17 protein-coding genes are annotated in these 22886 nt (G+C 60.2%); 9 read left to right on the top strand and 8 right to left on the bottom strand.

Translation table 11 applies throughout. From position 1 onward, the window contains the following. Positions 1–25: 25 nt before the first annotated feature. Positions 26–652, bottom strand: a complete 627-nt coding sequence (locus FBX99_RS01395) for a Pr6Pr family membrane protein (RefSeq protein WP_144924381.1) — start codon at positions 650–652, stop codon at positions 26–28. A gap of 3 nt (positions 653–655) precedes the next feature. Beyond that, the gene (locus tag FBX99_RS01390) at positions 656–886 is read right to left on the bottom strand and encodes a VF530 family DNA-binding protein (protein WP_024780901.1); all 231 of its coding nucleotides are present in this window, start codon (positions 884–886) and stop codon (positions 656–658) included. A 447-nt stretch (positions 887–1333) separates the two neighbouring features. Here FBX99_RS01390 and FBX99_RS01385 point away from each other — a divergent pair, with 447 nt between their 5' ends. Then, on the top strand, positions 1334–3748 hold the full coding sequence (locus tag FBX99_RS01385) for a glucose/quinate/shikimate family membrane-bound PQQ-dependent dehydrogenase (RefSeq protein ID WP_144924383.1): 2415 nt from the start codon (positions 1334–1336) through the stop codon (positions 3746–3748). Between the two features lie 202 nt (positions 3749–3950). Here the strand turns inward: FBX99_RS01385 and purT are convergent, their stop codons facing one another. The 4 genes from purT to FBX99_RS01365 form a co-directional block, all read right to left on the bottom strand. Next, a complete protein-coding gene (gene purT / locus FBX99_RS01380; protein WP_144924386.1) occupies positions 3951–5132 on the bottom strand; it encodes a formate-dependent phosphoribosylglycinamide formyltransferase in 1182 nt (393 codons plus the stop codon). Between the two features lie 101 nt (positions 5133–5233). Beyond that, the gene (locus FBX99_RS01375) at positions 5234–5701 is read right to left on the bottom strand and encodes a VUT family protein (protein WP_144924389.1); all 468 of its coding nucleotides are present in this window, start codon (positions 5699–5701) and stop codon (positions 5234–5236) included. Positions 5702–5921: 220 nt separating this feature from the next. Then, positions 5922–6707: a siderophore-interacting protein gene (locus FBX99_RS01370; protein ID WP_144924392.1), complete on the bottom strand. Its 786-nt coding sequence runs from the start codon at positions 6705–6707 to the stop codon at positions 5922–5924. Continuing rightward, positions 6700–7281 (bottom strand): PadR family transcriptional regulator, encoded by a 582-nt coding sequence (locus FBX99_RS01365; RefSeq protein WP_144924395.1) that lies wholly within the window; start codon positions 7279–7281, stop codon positions 6700–6702. The genes FBX99_RS01370 and FBX99_RS01365 overlap by 8 nt, the downstream gene beginning before the upstream one ends. A gap of 419 nt (positions 7282–7700) precedes the next feature. Between FBX99_RS01365 and FBX99_RS01360 the strand changes: the two genes are divergently transcribed. The 7 genes from FBX99_RS01360 to FBX99_RS01330 all read left to right on the top strand — a co-directional run bounded on the left by FBX99_RS01360 (position 7701) and on the right by FBX99_RS01330 (position 15443). Next, positions 7701–8186 carry a CS1 type fimbrial major subunit gene (locus tag FBX99_RS01360; protein WP_144924399.1) on the top strand — a complete coding sequence of 162 codons (486 nt, stop codon included), beginning with the start codon at positions 7701–7703 and terminating at the stop codon, positions 8184–8186. A 123-nt stretch (positions 8187–8309) separates the two neighbouring features. Next, positions 8310–10844 carry a CS1-pili formation C-terminal domain-containing protein gene (locus FBX99_RS01355; RefSeq protein ID WP_144924402.1) on the top strand — a complete coding sequence of 845 codons (2535 nt, stop codon included), beginning with the start codon at positions 8310–8312 and terminating at the stop codon, positions 10842–10844. Between the two features lie 93 nt (positions 10845–10937). Next, complete coding sequence (locus tag FBX99_RS01350) at positions 10938–12194, top strand: hypothetical protein (RefSeq protein ID WP_144924405.1); 1257 nt, start codon at positions 10938–10940, stop codon at positions 12192–12194. Positions 12195–12255: 61 nt separating this feature from the next. Next, positions 12256–13488 (top strand): hypothetical protein, encoded by a 1233-nt coding sequence (locus tag FBX99_RS01345; protein WP_144924953.1) that lies wholly within the window; start codon positions 12256–12258, stop codon positions 13486–13488. 60 nt (positions 13489–13548) lie between these two features. Then, positions 13549–14292, top strand: coding sequence for a molecular chaperone (locus FBX99_RS01340; protein ID WP_178111826.1), 744 nt, complete (start codon positions 13549–13551; stop codon positions 14290–14292). 31 nt (positions 14293–14323) lie between these two features. After that, complete coding sequence (locus FBX99_RS01335; protein ID WP_144924410.1) at positions 14324–14806, top strand: CS1 type fimbrial major subunit; 483 nt, start codon at positions 14324–14326, stop codon at positions 14804–14806. Positions 14807–14936: 130 nt separating this feature from the next. After that, a complete protein-coding gene (locus FBX99_RS01330; RefSeq protein WP_144924413.1) occupies positions 14937–15443 on the top strand; it encodes a CS1 type fimbrial major subunit in 507 nt (168 codons plus the stop codon). Positions 15444–15524: 81 nt separating this feature from the next. Here the strand turns inward: FBX99_RS01330 and FBX99_RS01325 are convergent, their stop codons facing one another. Next, a complete protein-coding gene (locus FBX99_RS01325; RefSeq protein WP_144924416.1) occupies positions 15525–18647 on the bottom strand; it encodes a transglycosylase domain-containing protein in 3123 nt (1040 codons plus the stop codon). A 436-nt stretch (positions 18648–19083) separates the two neighbouring features. Here FBX99_RS01325 and FBX99_RS01320 point away from each other — a divergent pair, with 436 nt between their 5' ends. Further along, positions 19084–20505: an amino acid permease gene (locus tag FBX99_RS01320; RefSeq protein WP_144924419.1), complete on the top strand. Its 1422-nt coding sequence runs from the start codon at positions 19084–19086 to the stop codon at positions 20503–20505. A 68-nt stretch (positions 20506–20573) separates the two neighbouring features. Here the strand turns inward: FBX99_RS01320 and FBX99_RS01315 are convergent, their stop codons facing one another. Then, complete coding sequence (locus FBX99_RS01315) at positions 20574–22886, bottom strand: glycoside hydrolase family 3 N-terminal domain-containing protein (protein WP_145130445.1); 2313 nt, start codon at positions 22884–22886, stop codon at positions 20574–20576.

The raw sequence follows: 22886 nt of genomic DNA, 5'->3' as shown, positions 1-22886 counted from the left end.
ACCCTTGTGGCGAGGGGATGAATCTCTAGCGAGCCCGCCACCGATCCAACCTCACCATCCCCAGCGCAATCCCGACAAACCCCAGCAATATGCCCCCGGCATTGATGAACACCTGTGGATAACCCAGGTTCGCCACATCGATGAAAGGGTAGGGGTATGCCCCCAGGAAACTCCCCCGCAACAGGACGTAGGCGAAATACACCACGGGGTAGATCACCCAGAGGCCGATGTGGCCCAGGCGCAAGGTGCCTTTGGGCACGCACTGCCACCAATAGGCGATGAACAGCAGCGGCATCACGTCGTGTAGCAACTCGTCGGCCACGAATTGCCACCCTCCGGGTTGCCACAGATGGCGCAGCAGCAGGTTATAGGCCAGGCCGACCAAGGCGATGTTCACGGCGATACCGCTGCAGACGGCGGGCCGCAGGAACCAGCGCCGGGCGGCCGATTCGCGGCGGGTCACTTCGCAGGTCAACACCACGGCCACCAGGGTGTTGGTCAGTACCGTGAAGAAACTGAAGACATTCACCAGGCCGCCCAGCAGGCTCGCGCCCAGTTCCCAACGCCCCAGCAGAACCAAATACAGCTGGATGCTCAATCCAGCCCAGCCTAGCAGCGCCGCCACCGATACGAAGCGCTGTCGAAGGTTCATGACTCAGACCGGCCGCTTGGTACGCATCAGCTTGATATACAACCGCTCGACTTTCTCCCGCGCCCACGGCGTCTTGCGCAGGAAGGTCAGGCTCGACTTGATGCTCGGGTCACTCTTGAAACACCGGATATCGATGCGTTCGGCCAGGCCCGACCATTCGTAGTGCTGCACCAGGGCGTTGAGGATCTGCTCCAGCGTCACGCCGTGCAGGGGGTTGTTGTGCTGTTCGGTCATGGAGGTATGTGCGTGAAGGGAATAGGCGCGCACCTTAGCCGAGGTGCCCATGGGTTGGAAGTCTAGCGGCAACACTGTTACCGGTTTCGAAAAGATTCATGTCGGCAAAAGCGCTTTCTCTATCGGGAGTGGAACATTATTCTTGCGCCGTCTGCTGAAACGGTTCTTCTAAGGCGTCAAGGCCGCTGCGGCCTTGCGTTCCAAGAATTCTCCTGAATGCTCCGTCTTTATAAGACAGCGCTGTCTTTGTGTGGGAGCGGGCTTGCTCGCGAAAACGGTGGTCAGTCGACTGAAACGGCGGCTGTGAAATCGCTTTCGCGAGCAAGCCCGCTCCCACAAGGGACGCTGCAATGTCTGGAGACTTTTTACTGAACCATGCCCGCACAGGATCGTCATCTAAAGTGATTACTTGCGCGGGACTCCTTAAATATCACGGAGAATCACACTATGAGCACTGAAGGTGCTTCGAATCGAGGCCGTCTGCTACCGAGCCTGCTCGGCATTCTGCTTCTATTGATGGGCCTGGCCCTGTTGGCCGGCGGGGTCAAGCTGAGCATGCTTGGCGGTTCGTGGTATTACCTGCTGGCCGGTATCGGCCTGGCCCTGACCGGTGTGCTGCTGATCATGGCCCGCCGGGCGGCCCTGGGCCTGTATGCGCTGGTGCTGTTCGCCAGTACGGTATGGGCTTTATGGGAAGTGGGCCTGGATTGGTGGCAACTGGTGCCGCGCCTGGCGATGCTGTTCGCCCTGGGCATTGTCATGTTGTTGCCATGGTTCCGCCGCCCGCTGCTGACGGCCGACGCGTCTCCCATGGGCACCCGCGCATTGGGCGCCGCCGTGGTCATCGCCGGTGTCGCGGCGCTTGCCAGCCAGTTCACCAATCCGGGTGAAATCAAGGGGCAACTGGACCGCGACAACGTCGCGGGCATGACCAACACCGCACCGGCAATGCCCGACGGCGACTGGAACTCCTATGGCCGTAGCGCCCATGGCGATCGTTATTCGCCGCTGGCGCAGATCACCCCCCAGAACGTCAGCAAGCTGGAGCAAGCCTGGAGCTACCGTACCGGCGACCTGCCGGGGCCGAACGATCCGGGCGAGACCACCGCTGAAAACACCCCGCTGAAAGTCAACGGCATGCTCTACGTGTGCACACCCCACAGTCAGGTGATTGCCCTGGAGCCTGAAACCGGTAAGGAAATCTGGCGTTTCGATCCGAAGCTTTCCACGCAGAAGGCGGAAAACTTCAAGGGTTGGGCACACATGACCTGCCGTGGCGTGACCTATCACGATGACGCGGTGTATGCCTCTGCCGAGCAGAGCCCCACCGGCACCGCCAGCCCCACGCCGGCCAGCACGGTGTGCCCGCGCCGGATTTTCCTGCCGACTGCCGACACCCGCCTGATCGCCCTCAATGCCGACACCGGCAAGATGTGCGAAGACTTCGGGGACAAAGGCCAGGTCGACCTGACCGCCAACATCGGTGGCTTCACCGCGGGTGGTTACTACTCGACCTCGCCTCCAGCCGTCACCCAGAACCTGGTGGTGATCGGCGGCCACGTCACCGACAACGTTTCCACCGACGAGCCCAGCGGCGTCATCCGCGCCTACGACGTGCACACCGGCAAGCTGGTGTGGAACTGGGACAGCGGCAAGCCGGACGACACCACGCCAATTGCCGAAGGCCAGACCTACACCCGCAACTCGCCGAACATGTGGTCCATGTTCAGCGTCGATGAAAAACTCGGCATGCTCTACCTGCCGATGGGCAACCAGACCCCCGACCAGTTCGGTGGCCTGCGTACCCCGGAATCGGAAAAATATTCCGCCGGCCTGACCGCGCTGGATATTGCCACCGGCAAGGTCCGCTGGTACTTCCAATTCACCCACCACGACCTGTGGGACATGGACGTCGGCGGTCAACCGACCCTGATGGACATGAAGACCGCCGACGGCGTGAAACCGGCCGTACTGGCCTCGACCAAGCAGGGCAGCATCTACGTGCTGGACCGCAGCAACGGTCAGCCGATCATCCCGATCAAGGAGATCCCGGTGCCGCAAGGCGCGGTGGAAGGCGACCACACGTCGCCGACCCAGCCGATGTCCGACCTGAATTTCGTGCCGCCGGTCCTCAAGGAACGCGACATGTGGGGCGTGACTCCGTTCGACCAGATGCTCTGCCGGATCGACTTCAAGTCGCTGCGCTATGACGGCATGTTCACGCCGCCGTCGCTGCAGGGTTCCATCGTTTACCCGGGCAACTTCGGGGTGTTCGACTGGGGCGGTATCTCGGTTGATCCGGTGCGCCAGATCGCTTTCGTCAACCCGAGCTACATGGCGTTCAAGTCGAAGCTGGTACCGGCGGCCGAAGTGGCCGGTGGCCCGGGTCGCAAGAGCGAAACCGAAGGCGTGCAGCCAAACAAGGGCGCGCCCTATGGCGTGATCCTCGAAGCGCTGCTGTCGCCCATGGGCCTGCCCTGCCAGGCACCGGCCTGGGGTTATGTGGCAGCGGTCGACCTGACCAACAACAAGACCCTGTGGAAACACAAGAACGGCACCGTGCGTGACAGCTCGCCAGTACCGATCCCGCTGAGCATGGGCGTACCGAGCCTGGGCGGCACGTTCACCACCGCCGGTGGCGTGGCGTTCCTGAGCGGTACCCTTGACCAGTACCTGCGTGCCTATGACGTGAAAAACGGCAAGCAACTGTGGGAAGGCCGCCTGCCCGCCGGCGCCCAGACTACGCCGATGACCTACACCGGCAAGGACGGCAAGCAATACGTGCTGGTGGTTGCTGGCGGTCATGGTTCCCTGGGGACGAAGCAGGGGGATTATGTGATTGCCTACAAACTGCCGGATTAAACCAGGCCGGTAGCAATGAAAAAGGCGACACCTTTGCGGGTGTCGCCTTTTTTGCGCCAATTTTCACTTGATCGTTCCCACGCTCTGCGTGGGAATGCAGCCCGGGACGCTCCGCGTCCCAAAGAGCCGAACGCGGAGCGTCCGCAGAGGCATTCCCACGCGGAGCGTGGGAACGATCAATACAGCAGGGTAGTAGCCAAACTTACAGCTCGATCTTCACCGCTTGAGACGCGCGGGTCGCCTTGGCACGGGCCGCTTCGATGGATTCGTCGCGGGCCAGGGCCACGCCCAGGCGGCGCTGGCCGTTGACTTCCGGTTTGCCAAACAGACGCAGCGCGGTGTCCGGTTCGCTCAGGGCGACGCCCAGGTTGGCGAAAGCGGTCTGGGTCGACTGGCCTTCCACCAGGATCACCGCCGATGCCGACGGGCCGAACTGGCGGATCAGCGGGATCGGCAGGCCGAGGATGGCGCGAGCGTGTAGGGCGAACTGCGACAGGTCCTGGGAAATCAGCGTCACCAGACCAGTGTCGTGGGGACGCGGAGAGACTTCGCTGAACCACACCTGGTCGCCCTTGATGAACAGCTCGACGCCGAACATCCCACGTCCGCCCAAGGCCTCGGTCACCGCCTTGGCGACGCGCTCGGATTCGGCCAGTGCCGCCGGGCTCATGGCCTGGGGTTGCCAGGACTCCTGATAGTCGCCTTTTTCCTGGCGATGGCCGACCGGTGCGCAGAAGGTGGTGCCGCCGGCATGGCGCACGGTCAGCAAAGTGATCTCGTAGTCGAAGTCGATAAAGCCTTCAATGATCACCCGGCCCTTGCCGGCGCGGCCGCCTTCCTGGGCATAGTCCCAGGCTTTCTGTACGTCGTCGCTGCTGCGCAGCAGGCTCTGGCCCTTGCCTGACGAGCTCATCACCGGCTTGACCACGCATGGGAAACCGAGGGTTTCAACGGCCTTGCGGTAGTCCTCCACGGTGTCGGCGAAGAAGTAGGGCGAAGTCGGCAGGCCCAGCTCTTCGGCGGCCAGGCGCCGGATGCCTTCGCGGTTCATGGTCAACTGCGCGGCGCGGGCGGTGGGGATCACGGTGAAGCCTTCGGCTTCCAGTTCCACCAGGGTGGCGGTGGCGATGGCTTCGATTTCCGGCACGATAAAGTGCGGCTTCTCGGCCTCGATCACCGCACGCAGGGCGGCGCCGTCGAGCATGTTGATCACGTGGCTGCGATGGGCCACTTGCATGGCCGGCGCATTGGCGTAGCGATCCACGGCGATCACTTCCACGCCCAGGCGCTGCAATTCGATTACCACTTCCTTGCCCAGCTCACCGCTGCCACACAACAAAACGCGGGTCGCGGTGGGCGACAAGGGAGTTCCGATACGGGTCATCTGAAGGTCCTCAAACAGGAGCGGATCATCGGGGTTGCGCGCCGGGCGAGCTTCCCATAGGGAGAAAGCGCGGCATTTTACATGAACCATGGGGTTTGGCTTCAATTGGCCATGACCTGCCGACGTAAGCGCCAGGCCATGATCAGCCAGACGGCGGTGACCCCGGCGAATTTCGAGGCCAGGGCGGTGATGACCACCGGTGGGGTCAAGGCATCGATCAGGCCGAAGAAAATGAAGGTGTCGAGGGGAATGCTCAGTGCCGAGCTGATCCACAACCGATCATGCAACGCACGCTTGGTGATCGTGAACACCAGCCAGTCGATGCACTCGGACACCGCGAACGCTGTGGCGCTGGCCAGAGCGATGGTCGGGTCCGAGGTGACATAGGACAACACCAGCGCCGCCAGCATCGCTGCGATGGCGCCATGGCCGAACCTGGTCTGCACCATGTCCCGCAGGACGAACACCAGGCCACCCCAGGCCGACCAGATGATGTCCAGGTGCGGTGCGGCGGAAAAGGCGTAGTTGATCAGCACGACGCTGCTGATGTAGGCGATCAGGAAAAGCATGGGGAACCTGGCTCAGCAAATATTCGAAGGCGAATGATAAACCTGTGGCGAGGGGATTTATCCCCGTTGGGCTGCGCCAGCAGCCCTAAAACCAGCCAACCCGGTGTATCAGGCAGATTGAGTCCACTGTGATGGGGGCTGCTGCGCAGCCCAGCGGGGATAAATCCCCTCGCCACAGGGGGGCCGTTCAGAGGGACAGGGTAGTTCAGCCGCCAGTCTCTCAATCCTCCTCACTACCCTCCGCCTTCCAATACCCCACCGCCTTCACAAAGTCCTGGTCCAACCCTTTCTCCTCCAGCAACACCTTGCGAATCTGCCGTGACACCTTGCTTTCGGTGGCGACCCAGGCGTAGAGCTTGCCGCCCGGCATGTCCAGATGCTGCACGGTAGTCAACAGGCTGTCCGGGCGGCCTTCGCGCAGTACCCAGATCACGTGCACCTGCGCCGGACTTTGCAGGACTTGCTGCTCGGCACCGTTTTCGACTTCCACCACCACCAGCGCACGCCGGTTGGGCGTCAGGCCTTCGAGGCGGCGGGCGATGGCGGGCAGGGCGGTTTCGTCACCGATCAGCAGATAACTGTCGAAAATGTCCGGCACGATCATCGAGCCCCGAGGCCCTCCGATGTGCAGTGATTGCCCGGGCTCAGCCTGGGCCGCCCAGGTCGAGGCGGGACCGTCGCCATGGAGCACGAAATCGAGATCCAGCTCCAGGGCCTCCAGGTCGTAGCGACGCGGGGTGTAGTCGCGCATTTCCGGCAGCGGGCCCTGGGCCTTGCCGGCGCTGGGGTCGAAGGTTTCCAGGGCGGCCCGTTCCTCGGCGTTCTGCGGGAAAAACACTTTCACGTGATCATCCGTGCCCAGGCTGATAAACCCGGCCAGTTCCGGCCCGCCAACGGTGATGCGGCGCATGCGTGGTGTCAGGTCTACCACCCGCAATACTTGCAGGCGACGACGCTTGATCTCGTGGCTGACACGGTGAATGGTGTTTGGATCGATTTCAGTCATCGCTTGGCTCCGAAACGGGTGGACGGGCGGCGCCGTCACTGATGGCTTTGGCGGTGTCGTTGAGTAGATCGCGTATCCGCTGGATTTCTTCCGGGCTCCAGCGATCCTGGTGCCTCTGCAGGGCCCGGCGCAGGTTACCCACCGCTTCGTGGATTTCAGCCGGTCGATCCTGCTCGCGCAGGATGCGCTTGCTGGCTTCTATGCGTATCCGCACGCCATCCATCGCCTCGGCCTGGTCGTGAAGGAACAGACGTCCAGCGTCGGTTGCGCTGTAACATTTTTTACCGCCCTCGGCGTCTCCGCTGACCATCTTACTCATTTCCAGGTGGGTCAGGGTGGGGTAGATCACGCCGGGACTCGGGGTGTAGGCGCCGTCGAACATGGCTTCGATCTGCCGAATCAGCTCATAACCGTGACAAGGCTTTTCGGCGATCAGTGCCAACAACAGCAACTTCAGGTCGCCCGCAGCGAACACTCGTGGACCGCGCCCACCGCGCTCTCGACCGGGTGGGCGCCGTTCGAAACCATCACGATGATGTTGTTCGCGAGTGGGAGGGTAATAAGGAGCTGTCATCTATCTAGTCTCTGTTCTGCATAAATAGAATCGAGATATATCTTTGACTTCAGATATATCTTCGACTATAGATATATCTTTGTTAAAAGATATATCTCGGTTGCGTCATACTTGAAGTGAAACAAGACCTTACCTGAATCCCTTGTGGGTGCGGGACGAAACCGGATGGGCGTCTGGGTGTTTTAACCGCAACTAGTGAGAATGTCGGAAGTCTCTTACATTCAAAGTTGCGTTTTGTCGAAAAATGCATATTTTTCGTAGTTTCGCGTGCGCGTTTTACTACATGACTCTGCGAACTTTCCTGCTTATTTTTAATTAAAGAGCGACGATCATGCACCGGCGTTGAAGGGGCACGCCAAGCTGTATTGGTGCGCAACTTCGGCCCTTCTCTCTTTATTGCTATGAACAGGTGTTAAACAATGCTCATGAAAATCGTAACCGCAGCCACCCTGACCACTGCGGCCCTGAGTTCTTCGCTGGCTTTCGCTGCCGACGACGCACGTTCGTCCATTCATATCACCGCGAACATTCCGACCGAGCAGTTCCACGTGCAGCCCCGTGACGGGAACTGGGGTAAGGACGAGACCATGACCTACAACACGGTCAGCGGCACCTTGACTTCGCTGCGTCAGACCTACGATGTGAAAAACACCGTCGGTTCGGTCAATGCCTACATCGAAGGCGGCCCGGCTTCGCTGTACAACGGCAGCGACGCCATCGCCCTGACCACTACTTTCAACGGCGTCACTCTGACCGCCATGTCCCAGGAAGTGGTAGACGATGCAACCTCCACCCCAGGGACCCAGGCCGAAATGGTCATCCTCCCGGCCAAGCCTCTCAACACTCAGAACGGCCTGTACACCGCCGACATGACCGTCATCTTCGACGCCGTGCCGCGCCCGTAAGGCCATTCGCTGCCCGGTGAGTTTCACCTCTTTCCCCGGGTATGCAGGGTCGACCGGTTCTCCCCGACGGGTCGGCCCGTACCTGAAACACCCCGATAGCTCGCTGATTATGAGAGTCCGTTGATGTTACCGATGACACCCATCGCGAGTGCGCTCGCGCTGTTGATGTGCGTCAGCGCATTGGCCGCACCGACTGCCCCCGGTACGACGCCGAGAAGCCTGCTGTCCCAGGCCAAGGGCCTGCCGGCGGAGTTTGAATCCCACTTCTTCGATGTGCCCATCGCGGTTCGTATTGAACTCAATCAACAGTTTCTCGGTGAAGCCATGGTGGTCATGACGCGCGATGATCGCATCACCTTGCTTGAGTTCAACGACACCCAGGACAGCACCATCAAGGCCGTTGAGCGCGAGCAATGGGAGCAACGGCTCAAGCAGGGAATGGTATTGGGCGCCTGCGAGACCAACTGCACGGCCGGACTGTTGGCGGTGCATTACAGCCTGGAAAATTCGTTGGTGTCGATTCTGACCCGCGACATCGAGCGTGGTATCGAAACCCAGCGTTATTACGAACAACCGGAAGGCGGCAGCCTCGGCCTGATCTTCAACAACCAGCTCAATCTCAATGGCGGCCAGGAGCAGGACACAGGCGGGCGCTATGGCCTCAACGCCAGTTCCAGCGTCGGCAACTGGAGCCAGTCGCTGGACCTCCAGCTTTCGCGTCTTGGCGGGCCGGACGACAAGCTGTATCACGCGGTCCATGAGTTGTTCACCCAGCGGGAAATGGAAGGCAATTTCTTCCGCCTGGGTTACTTCACCCCCAGCTCCGATGGCTTGAATCGCCAGATACGCTCCTTCGGCGCCAACCCGGATACCGCCCTGGGCCTGATGTTCGGCAGCTCCGACAGCCTGGCGATCGACAATCCCAAACCCAGCGTCTACCCCATTTATGTCACCGCCAGCCGCCAGGCTTCGGTGGAGATTTATCGCAATGGCCTGTTGATCAACACCCAGGCCGTCGCCGCAGGCTTGCAGAGTCTCGATACCCGGCCGTTGCCCGGCGGTATCTATGAAGTGGAAGTCCGCTTGATCGAGGACGGGCAAACCACCGCCACCAGCCAGGAGCTGGTCTACAAACCGAACAATTGGAGCAACGCCGAGGACCGCTGGCGCTACAACCTGTTCGCCGGCCGGGAAACCCGCCTCTGGAGCAATTGGGATGACCAGCCTTCAGGCTTCACGACGGCAGGGTTCGGCCTCAACTACCTGCTGCATCCCCGGGTGATCCTGGGCGCCTCTACCCGCAAGGTGCAGGACAAGATGCAGGTGGGCACCTCGGTGGATTGGACGCTTGCCAGCAGTACCAGCCTATACGCCAACGTCTATCACACCGAACAGTACGGCAATGGCATGGACTTGCAGGCGCTCTATAGCTACGGCCAGGGCAGCGTCGTCGCCAGCCACAACCGCAGCTGGCTGGACACCCGCAACACCTACGAAACCCTGCCGGACGGCACGCGCATCCGTCAGCGCAACGTCTACGTCGGCCAGACCAGCAACTCGTCGCTGTCGGTCAATCATCGCTTGAGCAACAAGACGTCTATCAACGGACGGCTTGCCTACAGCGAAGGCAATGTCCAGGGCACCGGCCTGGACCTGGGCTGGACCCAGCGCGGCAAGCTGCGCGGTAGCGACGCCAACTGGCGGGTGTCGTTGTTCGATCGCCCCGGCACGTCGAGCACCAACGACCGACGCAACCGCGGCATTGACCTGAGCGTCAGCGTGGCCCTGGGTGGGCCGGGCGAATACTGGTCCGGCAGCATCGGCACCCGGACCTCACGCGAGGGTGACCGGGACAACAACGCGTCGCTGACCTATCGCCGCGACCTCGAAGACCATGTGTTGCAAAGCGTCTCCGGCACCGCGCTGGCCGACACCTATGGCGTAGGCCTGTCCGGCATCGCCAGCTTCAGCACCGAGTCCCTCTATGGCGATGGCTTCCTGCAGCGCTCGTCCTACAACGACAACCTTACCGGCGGCCTGAACCTGAGCAGCACCGTGGCCGTGGGCGGGCAGAAGGCTGTACTCACCGGCCTGCCCCATGGCCGTGGCGCGGGGATGATCGTCGACGTGGAGACCGACCTGGACAATGTCGTCCTGCGTGCCGACGATCTGACAGGCGGCAGCACCACCCTGCATCCGGGTCGCAACTTCGTTCCGATCACCGCCTACCGCAACAGCATGGTGACCTTCGACTTCGAAGGCGTCCATCCACCGGCAGCGAACATTGAGCCTGCTCGCACTCGCTATCACCTGAACAAGGGCGGCGTGGACTACCGCAAGGTCAGCGTGATGAAAACCGTGACCGTGCTCGGTCGCCTGTTGGACGAAAACGGTGAACCGCTCAAGGGTCACCACGTGATCAACCACGCCAGCCGTGGAGTCAGCGAGGCGGACGGGTTCTTCTCCATGGAAATGAACGCCGCGTCCCCGACCCTGGAAGTGCGTTACGGCAACGAGCTGTTCTGCCGCTTCCGCCTCGACCCGGAAAGCGCCAGCGACGATGGCGACGTGTTGATGATCGGCGATCTGCGGTGCACGCCAGACACGCTGGCTGACAGCTCGTTGGCCGAGGCCGGTAAGGACTGGCAGCGCTCTTGATTTTTGGGTGTGGTGGGGAGCAAGGGTCGTTCCTCACGCAAGGATTTTCCTTCCAACTTGCAGGGATTTGCATTGATGTATGAGGTTGTATAGATGAAACCTTTTTCGGTAGCCGTGCGCAGCGTGGTTTCGCTGTTGTTGCTTGCTTGCGTGCCGGTGGCCAATGCGGCGAGTCAGAATATCAGCGCGATATTCAGACCCGATGCTTCGAAGCCAAACCTGAATCAATTTACCAATACCACACCGGTTTCAGGCTACTGCACTTTCTATCCGGCAGATTGCGCTGCGACGAAGATATTCAGCATTCAGTTGCCTATCAGTTTCAATTCGAACAGCCCTATCCAGGCGAACCATACCGATTATAGGCAAGGGGCGACCTTCAAGGTGCCCGCCAACTGGCGTACCGCACAAGTGACTCATGCCGAAACGGGGGAAATCGAAACCGTCGAAGTACGCTTTTCAGGCATCGGGTCGAGGTATCGACTTCCAATGAACGTGCTTGACCTGATAGGTAATCCGAACATTGACCTTGCATTGGCTCATAACCGGTTGTGGGGTGGCTACGGCCATAGCTGGGTGAATCCCGGCACACCTTGCGGGTATACCGGCCATGGAGGCCTTAATGCGACTACATATCGGTTTTTCTGGAAAACCAGGGTCGAAGCTGCGTGCTCCAAAAAGGCCAGCTTTTTGATCCCCAGCTTTACCTACGATTATCTGGACTTTGCCTACGAACTACGCACCCCAAATCCTCTGAAAATGTCGAGCGGTCTATATACCGGGTCACTGACCTATAACATTGGGCCAGGTCAGGACCTCGACATGGGCGATGTCATGATCCCTTCCGACCCGGTCCTTACCTTTAATTTCAATCTGACCGTCGAACACACCCTCAAGATCGAAGTCCCCCCCGGCGGCAACCGCGTGGAACTGGTGCCCCAGGACGGCTGGCAAGCCTGGCTCAACAGCGGACGCAAGCCGACGCGGCTGTTCCGCGACCAGCGCTTCCATATCTCCGCGTCTTCCCGTTTCAAGATGGCACTCGAATGCCAGCAAATCAGCGGCAACACCTGCGCGATTTCTGAAGCCGGCACCGGCCACGCCGTACCGGTGGACGTCAGCGTGACCCTGCCCGATGGCTTGACGGATGCCGGTGGGCAACCGGTCAACCGCCGTCGGTTGCTGCGTGACGGCAGTGGTACCGAGCTGTTCCAGCCGGGGCTGTACGTCGACCGCAGGCCGGGAATGCTGCACTTCGAAGTGGCTCGCAGCAGCGTCGAGGAGATGCTCGACAGCGGTGCGAAAGCCTACACCGGCAACGTCACGGTGATCTGGGATTCGGAAGTTTAAGGGGCATGGATTGTCCAGCCTGAGGCGAAAGGACGGTGAGGTATCGATGAAACATTTACCGATGGCAGTGCGTAGTGTGGTCTTAGTGGGGTTGTTGACCTGTGCGTCGACGGTCAGTGCCGTGAGCGCGGACATCACCGCAGTCTACAGGCCGGATCCTTCGAAGCCCAACGACAATACCTTTCTCAACACCACACCGGTCTCAGGCTATTGCTTCAATTATGCGGCGCTGTGTGAGAGAGAGAAAATTTCCAGTGTCCAGTTTCTCCTCAACGCCCACTCGAATGCACCTATCCAGGCGGACCATGGTAATTCCCGGCAAGGGGCGATGTTCCATATGCCAGCCACTTGGCGTCTGGCACAGGTGACCCATACAGGAACAGGTGAAACCGAGATCGTTCAAGTACGCATAGCCGGCATAGGCTCGTACTACCAGCTCCCTGTCAGCGTCATTGATCTAGTCGGTGGTGGCGTGGATATGAGCACCGCTCACGCAAAGTTATGGGGAGGTTCCAGTTGGAAGTATGCGCCTTCACCCTGCCAATCCTCGGGTCATTCGGGCTTGAATGACCTCGTCTACATTTTCTTCTGGAAGACCCCGGTTGAAGGTGTGTGCGCCAAAAGGGCCAGTTACCAGATCCCCAGCATGTCCTACCACGGCTTGAACTTTGCCTACGAACTGCGCACGCCCAATCCATTGAGGATGTCGGCCGGTCAATACATCGGTTCAGTGTCCTATGGTGTTGGTCCGGGGCAAGACTTCGACATGGGCGATGTGATGATGCCCACTGACTCGGTGATTACCCTCAATTTCAAACTGAACGTGGAGCACGCCCTCAAGGTGGAGGTTCCGCCTGGCGGCAACCGGGTCGAACTGGTGCCTCAAGAGGGCTGGCAAGCCTGGTTGAGCAATGGCAGCAAGCCGACGCGGCTGTTTCGCGACCAGCGCTTCCATATCTCTGCGTCCTCGCGTTTCAAGATGGCAATCGAATGCCAAATCATCAGCGGCAACACCTGTGCGATCTCCGACACCGGCACCGGTCATGCCGTGCCGGTGAACGTCAGCGTGACCCTACCCGAAGGATTGACGGATGCCGGTGGGCAACCGGTCGACCGGCGCCCGTTGTTACGTGACGGCAGCGGTACCGAGCTGTTCCAGCCGGGTTTCTACCTCGACCGTAAAGCTGGAACGCTGCACTTCGAGGTCGGCCAGAGCAACGTCGAACAAATGCTCGACTCCGGGGCAAAAGCCTATAGCGGCAACGTCACGGTGGTCTGGGATTCGGAAGTTTAAGCGGCCTGTCGGCCAGGATTTTTTAGTGAGTCGCGTCAAATGCATGAGGTTCGAAAAGTGATGAAACATTTATTGGCATGGGTTGGTTTTTCTCTGTTTTGCGGCGTGGCCCAGGCCGGTCCGCAGATTGGGGTCGGGGTGGTCTACGACTATCTGGACGGCAACAAGACTACCTATATGAAGCGGGTGTTCAACGGCGGCACGTCCACAGCCTTCGTCAAGGTCAACATCCTGGAGATTATCTATAACGAGGACGGCACCTATCAGGAAGTGCCGCTGCAGAACCAGGCCAGTGCCCAGGCCAAGGACGGCCTGATGGCCAGCCCGGCGCGCCTGATCGTGCCAGCCAACGGCGTGCAGGGAACGCGCTTGCTGTTCATGGGCAACCGCGACAAGGAGCGCTACTTCCGTGTGCGCTTCGTGCCGGTGGTACCGGAGGCCGAAGACGAGTTCGCTGTCAGCAAGGAAGAGCGCGAGCAATACAAGAAGGATCGCGTGGGCGCCGGGGTCAAGGTCCTGGCGGGCTACGGCACGGTGTTTTTCGTGCGGCCCAAGAACACCCGTTTCGAGTCAGTGATCGAGGACAACCCCAACCGCTATCTGCTGCGTAACAAGGGCAACAGCGTCGTGGTGATCGATGAGTTCAAGGACTGCGAGGCCAAGAAAGACAACGAATGCCGCCCCACCACCAAGCACCACGTGATGGCTGGCCGTACGTTCTCGTTCGATAAGGAAGCGGGGCGTGAATACCGCTTCACGCTGATTGAAGGGAGCCAGACAAAAAACGTCGAGATCAAAGGTTGACGGTCGTCGTTGACGCCACAGGTAATCAAATATGTCCAAGACACTGGTACGCCCCTTCGCATTGACCGCCCTGACATTGCTTTCGGCTGCGGCCTGGGGCGCAGTCGAGCGGGAAACCTTCGAACTCTACGTGACCATTCCGACGGCCGACTTTCATGTGGTGCCCCTCGACCCGCAACTGGTCCAGCGCGAACAGCGCCTGCCCTTCAGCACCATCACCGGGGAGCTGAGCCCGTTGCGGGCCACTTACGAGGTGAAGAACAGCAACGGTTCCATCGGTGCGCGCCTCGGGCAGGAGGCGTATTTGTCCAATGGGCGTGATCGTATCGACTTGCGGGTGAGATTCAACGGCGTCGAATTGACTTTGGATTCGGCCCAGGTGGTCTCGGCCACGGAAGCCCGACCGGGGCGGCAGGTGCCGTTGGAGATCGCCGCCATCAAGCCCGATGACGATTACAAGCCGGGTGACTACTACGGCACGGTGCACATGGTGTTCGACGCTACCGCGCCGTAGCGAGGCCTCACCTTGCGGTGAGGATCATGAAACAACACGAAACCCTGTGGCGAGGATGTTGTGTTGGGCCCGTGACGATGGGAGCAAGGTGTGCTCCCGCGCTTTTCATTACTATAAAAAGGTATCAAGCATGTTTAAGAAAGTTGTATCCGTTATTGCTTTGGGGGCTGCTCTGAACCCTTCACTGGTGTTCGGGGCCGATGATGCGCGTTCATCCATCCATATCGAGGCGAACATTCCGACCCAGCAGTTCCATGTGCAGCCACGGGACCCTGAGTTTGGCAAGGATGAATATATGTATTACAACCCTATCACTTACAAATTCACGTCTTTGCGCCACACCTATGATGTGAAGAACACCGACGGTTCGGTCCACGCCTACATCGAGAATGCTAACGAGACAGGTGCCATCCATCTGACCAACGGTGTGGATGTGGTATCCCTGCGGGCTATTTTCAACGGGGTACCGCTGGACAACCGACCTCAGGAAGTCGTGGACGATGCCACGTCCACACCGGGTACCCAGGCGGAGATGCGTGTCGTTGTTGCGAACTCGCCTACACGCCCACTCTCTGCTGGTATGTACAACGCCGACTTCACGGTGATTTTCGACGCGGTGCCTCGAAACAACCCCTGATCTTGGGTCTACCCCTGATCTGAGGGCAACTCCTGACCTTTGTGGCGCGAGGATAAAATCCCCTCGCCACAGGTAACCTGCCTACATCGCCGTGACTCGCTGCCCCGCCACCAACGGCGTGCACTGGGTATGGCTGCCCGGCTGCAAGTAGGGCGTGAGGAACGGTGCCATGCCCTTGAGCACCTGTACCGGCAAGGCCGAGGTGAATTTGAAGTTCTGTGCCGAGGCCCCCGGGACATAGGCGGTGAGAGTGCCGAAATGGCTGTCGCCGATATAGAAGACGAAGGTGGCGGTACGGTTGATCGCCTTTGAACTGATCACCCGTCCACCGGCGCCAACGGCTTCGATACGGTTGTCGCCGGTGCCGGTCTTGCCGCCCATGGCCAGCGGCGTGCCGTCGGCCAGTTTGAAACTGCCGGCGACCCGTTTCGCGGTGCCGGCGTCCACCACCTGGGACAGCGCACCGCGCAGGGCCCGGGCCACTTCAACCGGCATCACGCGTTTGCCTTTGTCCGGGTCGTTGACCAGTTGCGTTTCGTAGGGGGTGTCGACGGCGAAGTGCAGGCTGTCGACCCGCAGTGCCGGTTGACGGATACCGTCGTTGAGAATAGTGCCCACCAGCTCTGCCAATGCGGCGGGGCGGTCACCGGAGCTGCCGATAGCCGTGGCCAGTGAAGGCACGAGATGATCGAACGGATAGCCGACTTTCTGCCAGCGCTGGTGGATATCCAGGAACGCCTCGATCTCGAGCATGGTGCGGATACGACTGTCGCGAGCGCTCTTGTGCCGGCTCTTGAACAGCCAACTGTAGACTTCCTGGCGTTCGAATTCACTGGCCTTGACGATCTGGCTGAACTTGGCGTCGGGGTTGTTCAACAGGTAACCCATCAACCATAGATCGAGCGGGTGGACCTTGGCGATAAAGCCCTGGTCGGGCAGGTCGTAGGCGCCGGGACCGTAGCTCTGGTAGAGCCGTTCCAGGCGTTCGTCGGTGAGCTTTTCGTTGCTCTTGACCGATTTGAGGTGCGAACGCACGAAGCGGTTGAAACTGTCCTGGCTGTCATTGGGAAAGAAATAGCGGTGCACGGCGGCCAGGCGGATCGCCGTGGGGTGCATGCTGTCGAGAAAGGTTTCGAGGCGCTGGCTGGTGTCTTTCTTCTGATATTTTTTCCAGAACCTGAGCAGGAACGAGGTGCCTTCGCGGTCGGCGAACTGGGCCAGGTATTCCTGGCGCCGCGGGTTACTGTCGTCCTTGAGCAGCTCGGCGCTGTTGTCGGGCCCGGCATAGGTGGCGTAGCGCACCAGATCGCGCATCAGGCGGATGAACGGCAGGTTGATCGACTCACGCAGGGCATCGCGCAAGGTGGGGTTGCGGCCGTTGTCCTCGCTGCGGAAGTTGTGAAAGGTGTGCAGCCCGCCGCCGGTAAAAAATGCCTCGCCGGGGCTGGCGGAGTACGTACGATCCAGCGCCGCCTCGAGCATCTTCGGCAGGCTGCGGTCGCTGTTCTGGATCAGGTAGTCGACGGCCCAGCGGGACAGGCGATCCTGCTCGGCGACCTCGACTTTTTTCAGGGCCGCCGGGGGCTCCGCGCCATAGCGGTCGTGCAGCTCGGCGATGATCTGCAGATAGGTGGTCAGTACCCGCAACTTGGCAGTGGAACCGAGTTCGAGTTTGCTGCCTTCGTTGATGTCAAAAGGCTGGTCGGTGCTGTCGGTCTGCACCCGCACGCGGGAGCCGTCCGGGGTCAGTTCCAGCAGGGTGAAGCTGTAGCGCACCTGGGTGGTGCTGGTGGGGGTGAGCAGGCGTTCTCCCATCAGGCCGATTTCGGTCGCGAAGGCCGGGTCGGCCAAGCGCTTGAGGTACTCGGTGGCCTGGGTCTGCAAGTCGTTCTGCAAGGTGCTGGTGGCGGACAGGTCCAGGCGATCGAGGTCATACAATGGACGGTCGAGCAGCGTGGCGAGTCGACTGCGGGCGGCGCTGATGCCTTTATTGGTTTCGTTGGGCTGGATCGTCGGTTGCTGCACCCAATCGCGATAACTGACCTTGCTCGCCAGGGCTGCATCGGCCAGGGCACCGTCGATCACACCGTTCTGGGTCAGCAGCCGGATATGGCTGTCCGTCAGGCTTGCCAACTCGTCATGGCCCTTGGACAGGTAATGGGAAGGGCGGCGCTGGGCGATCATCAACGACAACATCTGTCGTAAGGCCAGGCCCTTTTCGGCCAGGCTCCGCGGGTCGGTGGCGGTGCTGAACAACTGCTCGTTGGCCCGGTTGAAATCGGCGCCGTACCAGACCCGCAAGCCTTCGGCCATGCCATGGACCTCTCCGTGCCCCGGTACGGCGGACAGCGGCACGCTGTTGAGGTAATCGCGCACGATCCGCTGCCGCGCCTCGAGGGTCTGCGGACCGGTCCGATAGGCGCGCACGCTGGCGGAAATCATCTGACGGATCTTTTCACCCCCCGAGACGGTCAGGCCATCGGGAGAATGGCGGTACTTTTCCAGCTGCGTCGCCAGGGTACTGCCCCCGGCGGACTGCCCCGGCAAGCTCAACAGCTTGGCCACCTGCGACCAGGCCGCCATGCCGAAGCGCGGCCAGTCCACCGCCGGGTTGGCCTGGGGCTGGCGGGGATCGAGCAGAAAGCGGTTTTCGATGAACAGCAGGCTTTGCACCACCACGGGGGGGATGGCGTCGAAACTGGCATATAGCTGTTGTGGATACTTGAACTGATACAGCGGCGCGGCGCGGCAATCGGTGATGGTCAGGCCGGCCTGGATCTTCTCCGGATAAGGCACGAACAGGCCTTTGCCGACGTAGTCCATCAAGGCCGGCGAAAACCGTGTCTGGGCCTGGATCACATAGTTGCGCTTGAGCAGTCGCGGCAGGAACTCCCCCAGCGAGCTGTAGCCCAGCCGCCGGTCGAATGGACCCGCACCGGGGTAGACGATGGCATCGCTGGGCCCCGGTTGCAGCGAATAGCTCAGGGATGCAGCGTATTTGCTGATCTCCCTGGCCTGGAACCTGGAAGTACGCATTTCCTTGGCCACCGCGAGACCGACCACCACGACAACAATCAGCAGCAGCAACCAGAACGCACGCCAGCCATGCCGCGCGCGGCGTTTTCTTGGGGGGATAGACGCTTCTTCCATACGTTCAGTCGGGACCATAGGTTTATTCGAATCGGTTTGCCATAGAGCGCCCATAGTCGACTGATCCATTCACGCAGATTGATCGGACTTGCTTGAAGCTTAGACGGTGGTTGGCGTGGGGGAGGGGAAATTGTGGACAGGCCGGCACCATGAATCCCCTCGCCACAAGGGCAGCGGTGCCCGTAAGTTGTTGAAGTGTCCTATCTGCGTAATTTTTACCCTCGTTTACACATTCCATTCCCTGTAATCCCAGTGAACGCCTCTCCAAAACCCACCTTTTGTTATGGCTTATCCCTGAATTTCCAAGGTTTTACAGTGAAACTCTCTATCCCCGGCTTTTTATACTGCACGGCCCCATCGGTGTTGGCGTCTGGTTTACACGACGGTCTGTCCACGAGTCAGGCCCGGTTTCGGCAAGGTGGCAGGCTTATCGGCCTGTGCCCTTGGAAACCCGGTGGCTAATCCAATAACAAAATGGAGTTGTATCCCTATGCCTGTCGGCAATCATCTGCCCCCTGGCGAGACCGCTCAGGGCGGTCTGCTCAAACGTGAACTCGGCGAGCGGCATATCCGCCTGATGGCGCTTGGCGCCTGCATCGGGGTCGGGCTGTTCCTCGGTTCGGCCAAGGCCATCGAAATGGCTGGTCCGGCGATCATGCTGTCCTACATCATCGGCGGCCTGGCGATCCTGGTGATCATGCGTGCCCTCGGCGAGATGGCCGTGCACAATCCGGTGGCTGGTTCGTTCAGCCGGTATGCCCAGGATTACCTCGGCCCGCTGGCGGGTTTCCTGACCGGCTGGAACTACTGGTTCCTGTGGCTGGTGACCTGCGTGGCGGAAATCACCGCGGTGGCGGTGTACATGGGCATCTGGTTTCCCGACGTGCCCCGCTGGATCTGGGCCCTGGCCGCGCTGGTCAGCATGGGCTCGATCAACCTGATCGCGGTCAAGGCTTTCGGAGAGTTCGAATTCTGGTTCGCCCTGATCAAGATCGTGACCATCATCGCCATGGTCATCGGTGGCGTGGGCATCATCGCCTTCGGGTTCGGCAACGACGGCGTGGCCCTGGGTATCTCCAACCTCTGGACCCACGGCGGGTTCATGCCCAATGGGGTGCAGGGTGTCTTGATGTCCCTGCAGATGGTGATGTTCGCCTACCTGGGCGTGGAGATGATCGGCCTGACCGCCGGTGAGGCGAAGAACCCGCAGAAAACCATTCCCAACGCTATCGGTTCGGTGTTCTGGCGGATTCTGTTGTTCTATGTCGGCGCATTGTTCGTGATCCTGTCGATCTACCCCTGGAACGAGATCGGCACCCAGGGCAGCCCGTTCGTGATGACGTTCGAGCGCCTGGGCATCAAGACGGCTGCGGGCATCATCAACTTCGTGGTCATCACCGCTGCGCTGTCGTCCTGTAACGGCGGCATCTTCAGCACCGGACGGATGCTCTACAGCCTGGCGCAGAATGGCCAGGCTCCGGCCGGCTTCGCCAGGACCTCGGCCAACGGCGTACCGCGCCGCGCGTTGCTGTTGTCCATTGCCGCGTTGCTGCTGGGCGTGTTGCTCAATTACCTGGTGCCGGAAAAAGTCTTCGTCTGGGTGACTTCCATCGCCACCTTCGGGGCGATCTGGACCTGGGTGATGATCCTGCTGGCCCAGCTCAAGTTCCGTAAAGGCCTGAGCGCTTCCGAGCGTGCCGCCCTGAAATACCGCATGTGGCTGTATCCGGTCAGCTCGTACCTGGCCCTGGCCTTCCTGGTGCTGGTAGTAGGGCTGATGGCGTACTTCCCGGATACGCGGGTGGCGCTGTATGTCGGGCCTGCGTTTCTGGTGCTGCTGACGGTGCTGTTCTACACCTTCAAGTTGCAGCCGACGGGTGAGGCTCAAGGTTCGGTGAGTTCGGTGCAGTGATGCGATGGGTCCGGCGAGGCTATTGTCAGGCTTGACGGTAGCCTCGCTCGATTCCGAATGATCGAGCGCTAACGCTGTGACATCTCCCGCAGTGACCTCGGAATGGCCGAGCGTTGTTCGTTAAGTTGCGTTCCCGAGGTCACTTCGAAGCTGGCCTGATTATCAGTGGCGGAGCTCCCTCCGACGTACACCGTGAACGTCCCGGACTCGACGACCGGCAGATAGTCGGCACTGAGTGAAGCGAAGTCATTCTGATCAAGTGTGAACTCCACGGTCTTTGCTTCTCCCGGCGCGAGCCGGACTTTCGTAAAACCACGCAACGTACGGACAGGACGTGTCACGCTCGCGACATTCTGGCGCAGGTATAGCTGGACCGTTTCGTCTCCGGTTCTTTGACCGCTATTGCGAACATTAACCTGTACCTTCAGTGTTTCATCGAAGGCCAACCGCTGTTTACTGAGAATCGGGGTTCCATACGTGAACGTGGTGTAGCTCAGGCCGTGGCCGAACGGATAGAGCGGAGTCCACTGTATATCCAGGTATCCGGATGTATAGGGGCTGATGATGCTCGGTGGCCGTCCGGTATTTTTATGGGCGTGGTAAAGCGGAATCTGTCCCACCGACCGGGGGAAAGTAGTGGGAAGCTTGCCGCTGGGATTGATATCGCCAAACAGCACGTCGGCAACCGCATGGCCCATTTCCGAACCTAGAAACCAGGTTTCGAGGATCGCAGGGGCCTGTTCGTCCACGGTGGGTATGGTCAACGGCCGGCCATTCATGAGAATGACCACCACAGGTTTACTCGTTTTGGTCAGCTCCGTGAGGAGCGCGTTCTGTGCCCCAGGCAAGTCAAGAGCGGCACGGCTGCGGGCTTCACCGCTCATGTCTCCTGTTTCGCCAAGCACGGCAACGATCACGTCGGCGTTGCTGGCCATGTGTTGAAGCCCGTTGGTACCGGCCACGTCGGTGCTTTCCGGAGCGGCCAGGGGCAGATAAGTAACCTGCGTCCCGGGCGATACGGCGCGCTTGATACCCTCCAGAACGGTGATCGACTCTTCGGCACGACCATCGGCCGACCAGGACCCTAATGTCGATTGCGCGTCGTTTGCCAACGCCCCAACGATGAGAAGGTTGCGCAGGTTTTTGGGCAATGGCAGCAACGCGTTATCGTTTTTCAACAACACAATGGATTTCTGTGCGGCTTCTCGTGCCAGCGCGCGGGTTTCTGGCGTCCCGAGTAGATTCCGTTCCCGTGTCGGATCGCTGTAACGGTAAGGATCTTCAAACAGGCCAAGCCGCTGTTTCGCCTGGAGCACCCGTCGCACTGCGTCATCCAGCTGGCGTTCTTGAAGTTGGCCGCTCTGTACTAATACCGGTAATTCACTGGCGTAATCGTAACCGCCCATTTCGATATCGATGGTCGCATTGAACGCGCGCAGGACCGCCGCTCGTGGTGTAGATGCGACACCGTGTTGGATCAACTCCCTGATAGCGGCGAAATCACTGACCACTATTCCCTGAAACCCCCACTCGTCGCGCAATTTATTCTTGATCAATCGTTGGTTGGCATGCATGGGCGTACTGTCTACTTCACTGAATCCAGGCATGAACGCATCGACCCCGGCTTGTACGGCTGCGCGAAACGGCGGCAGATAAACCTCCTCCAGCGTGCGCTCGGATATGTCCGAGGTGTTGTAATCGCGCCCACCTTCGGCGGCGCCGTAACCAACGAAGTGCTTTGCGGTGGCGAGCATCTTCGTGGTGTCGGGAGCGATTTCGCCGCGAAAACCCCATACACGTGAAGCCGCCAGCGCGGCGCCCAGGAATGGATCTTCGCCAGAACCTTCGACGATCCGCCCCCAACGTGGGTCTCGCGCAATGTCCACCATGGGGGCATAGGTCCAATGCACGCCGGCCGCTGTCGCTTCGACGGCGGCCGCTCTTGCGGTGCGTTGCGACAAGTCTGGATCCCAAGCCGATGCTTCAGCCAGCGGCACGGGAAACAGGGTGCGAAACCCATGGATGACATCCAGGGAAAACAGCACAGGAATATGTAGACGCGAACCCTGGACGGCTTCGTGTTGCAGCTTGCGAGTGGTTTCTGCGCCGTATGCACCCAATACTGAACCGGCATGAGCGACACCGATGGGGGGACGATCCCTGTTGTCCTCTACCGGGCCGGTGGGGGTTTGTTGCATATTGAGTTGGGTCAATTGGTCAATTTTTTCTTCAAGGGTCATTTGCCCGATCAGTTGTTCGATAAAAGCAGCCTCTTCCTGCTGCTTCCTGGATGGGGCGTCGGCTCGGGCCGTTGAATGAAGCCAGGTGATGAAAATCAAGGTACCGAGCATGGCTTCGGTGGTGACGCGCATGAAATCCAT

This window comes from Pseudomonas sp. SJZ074, assembly GCF_007828215.1.
In the GTDB taxonomy this organism is placed as follows: Bacteria; Pseudomonadota; Gammaproteobacteria; order Pseudomonadales; family Pseudomonadaceae; genus Aquipseudomonas.
Note: the sequence above shows the minus strand (reverse complement) of the source record. Positions and strands in the feature narration are given on the sequence as shown.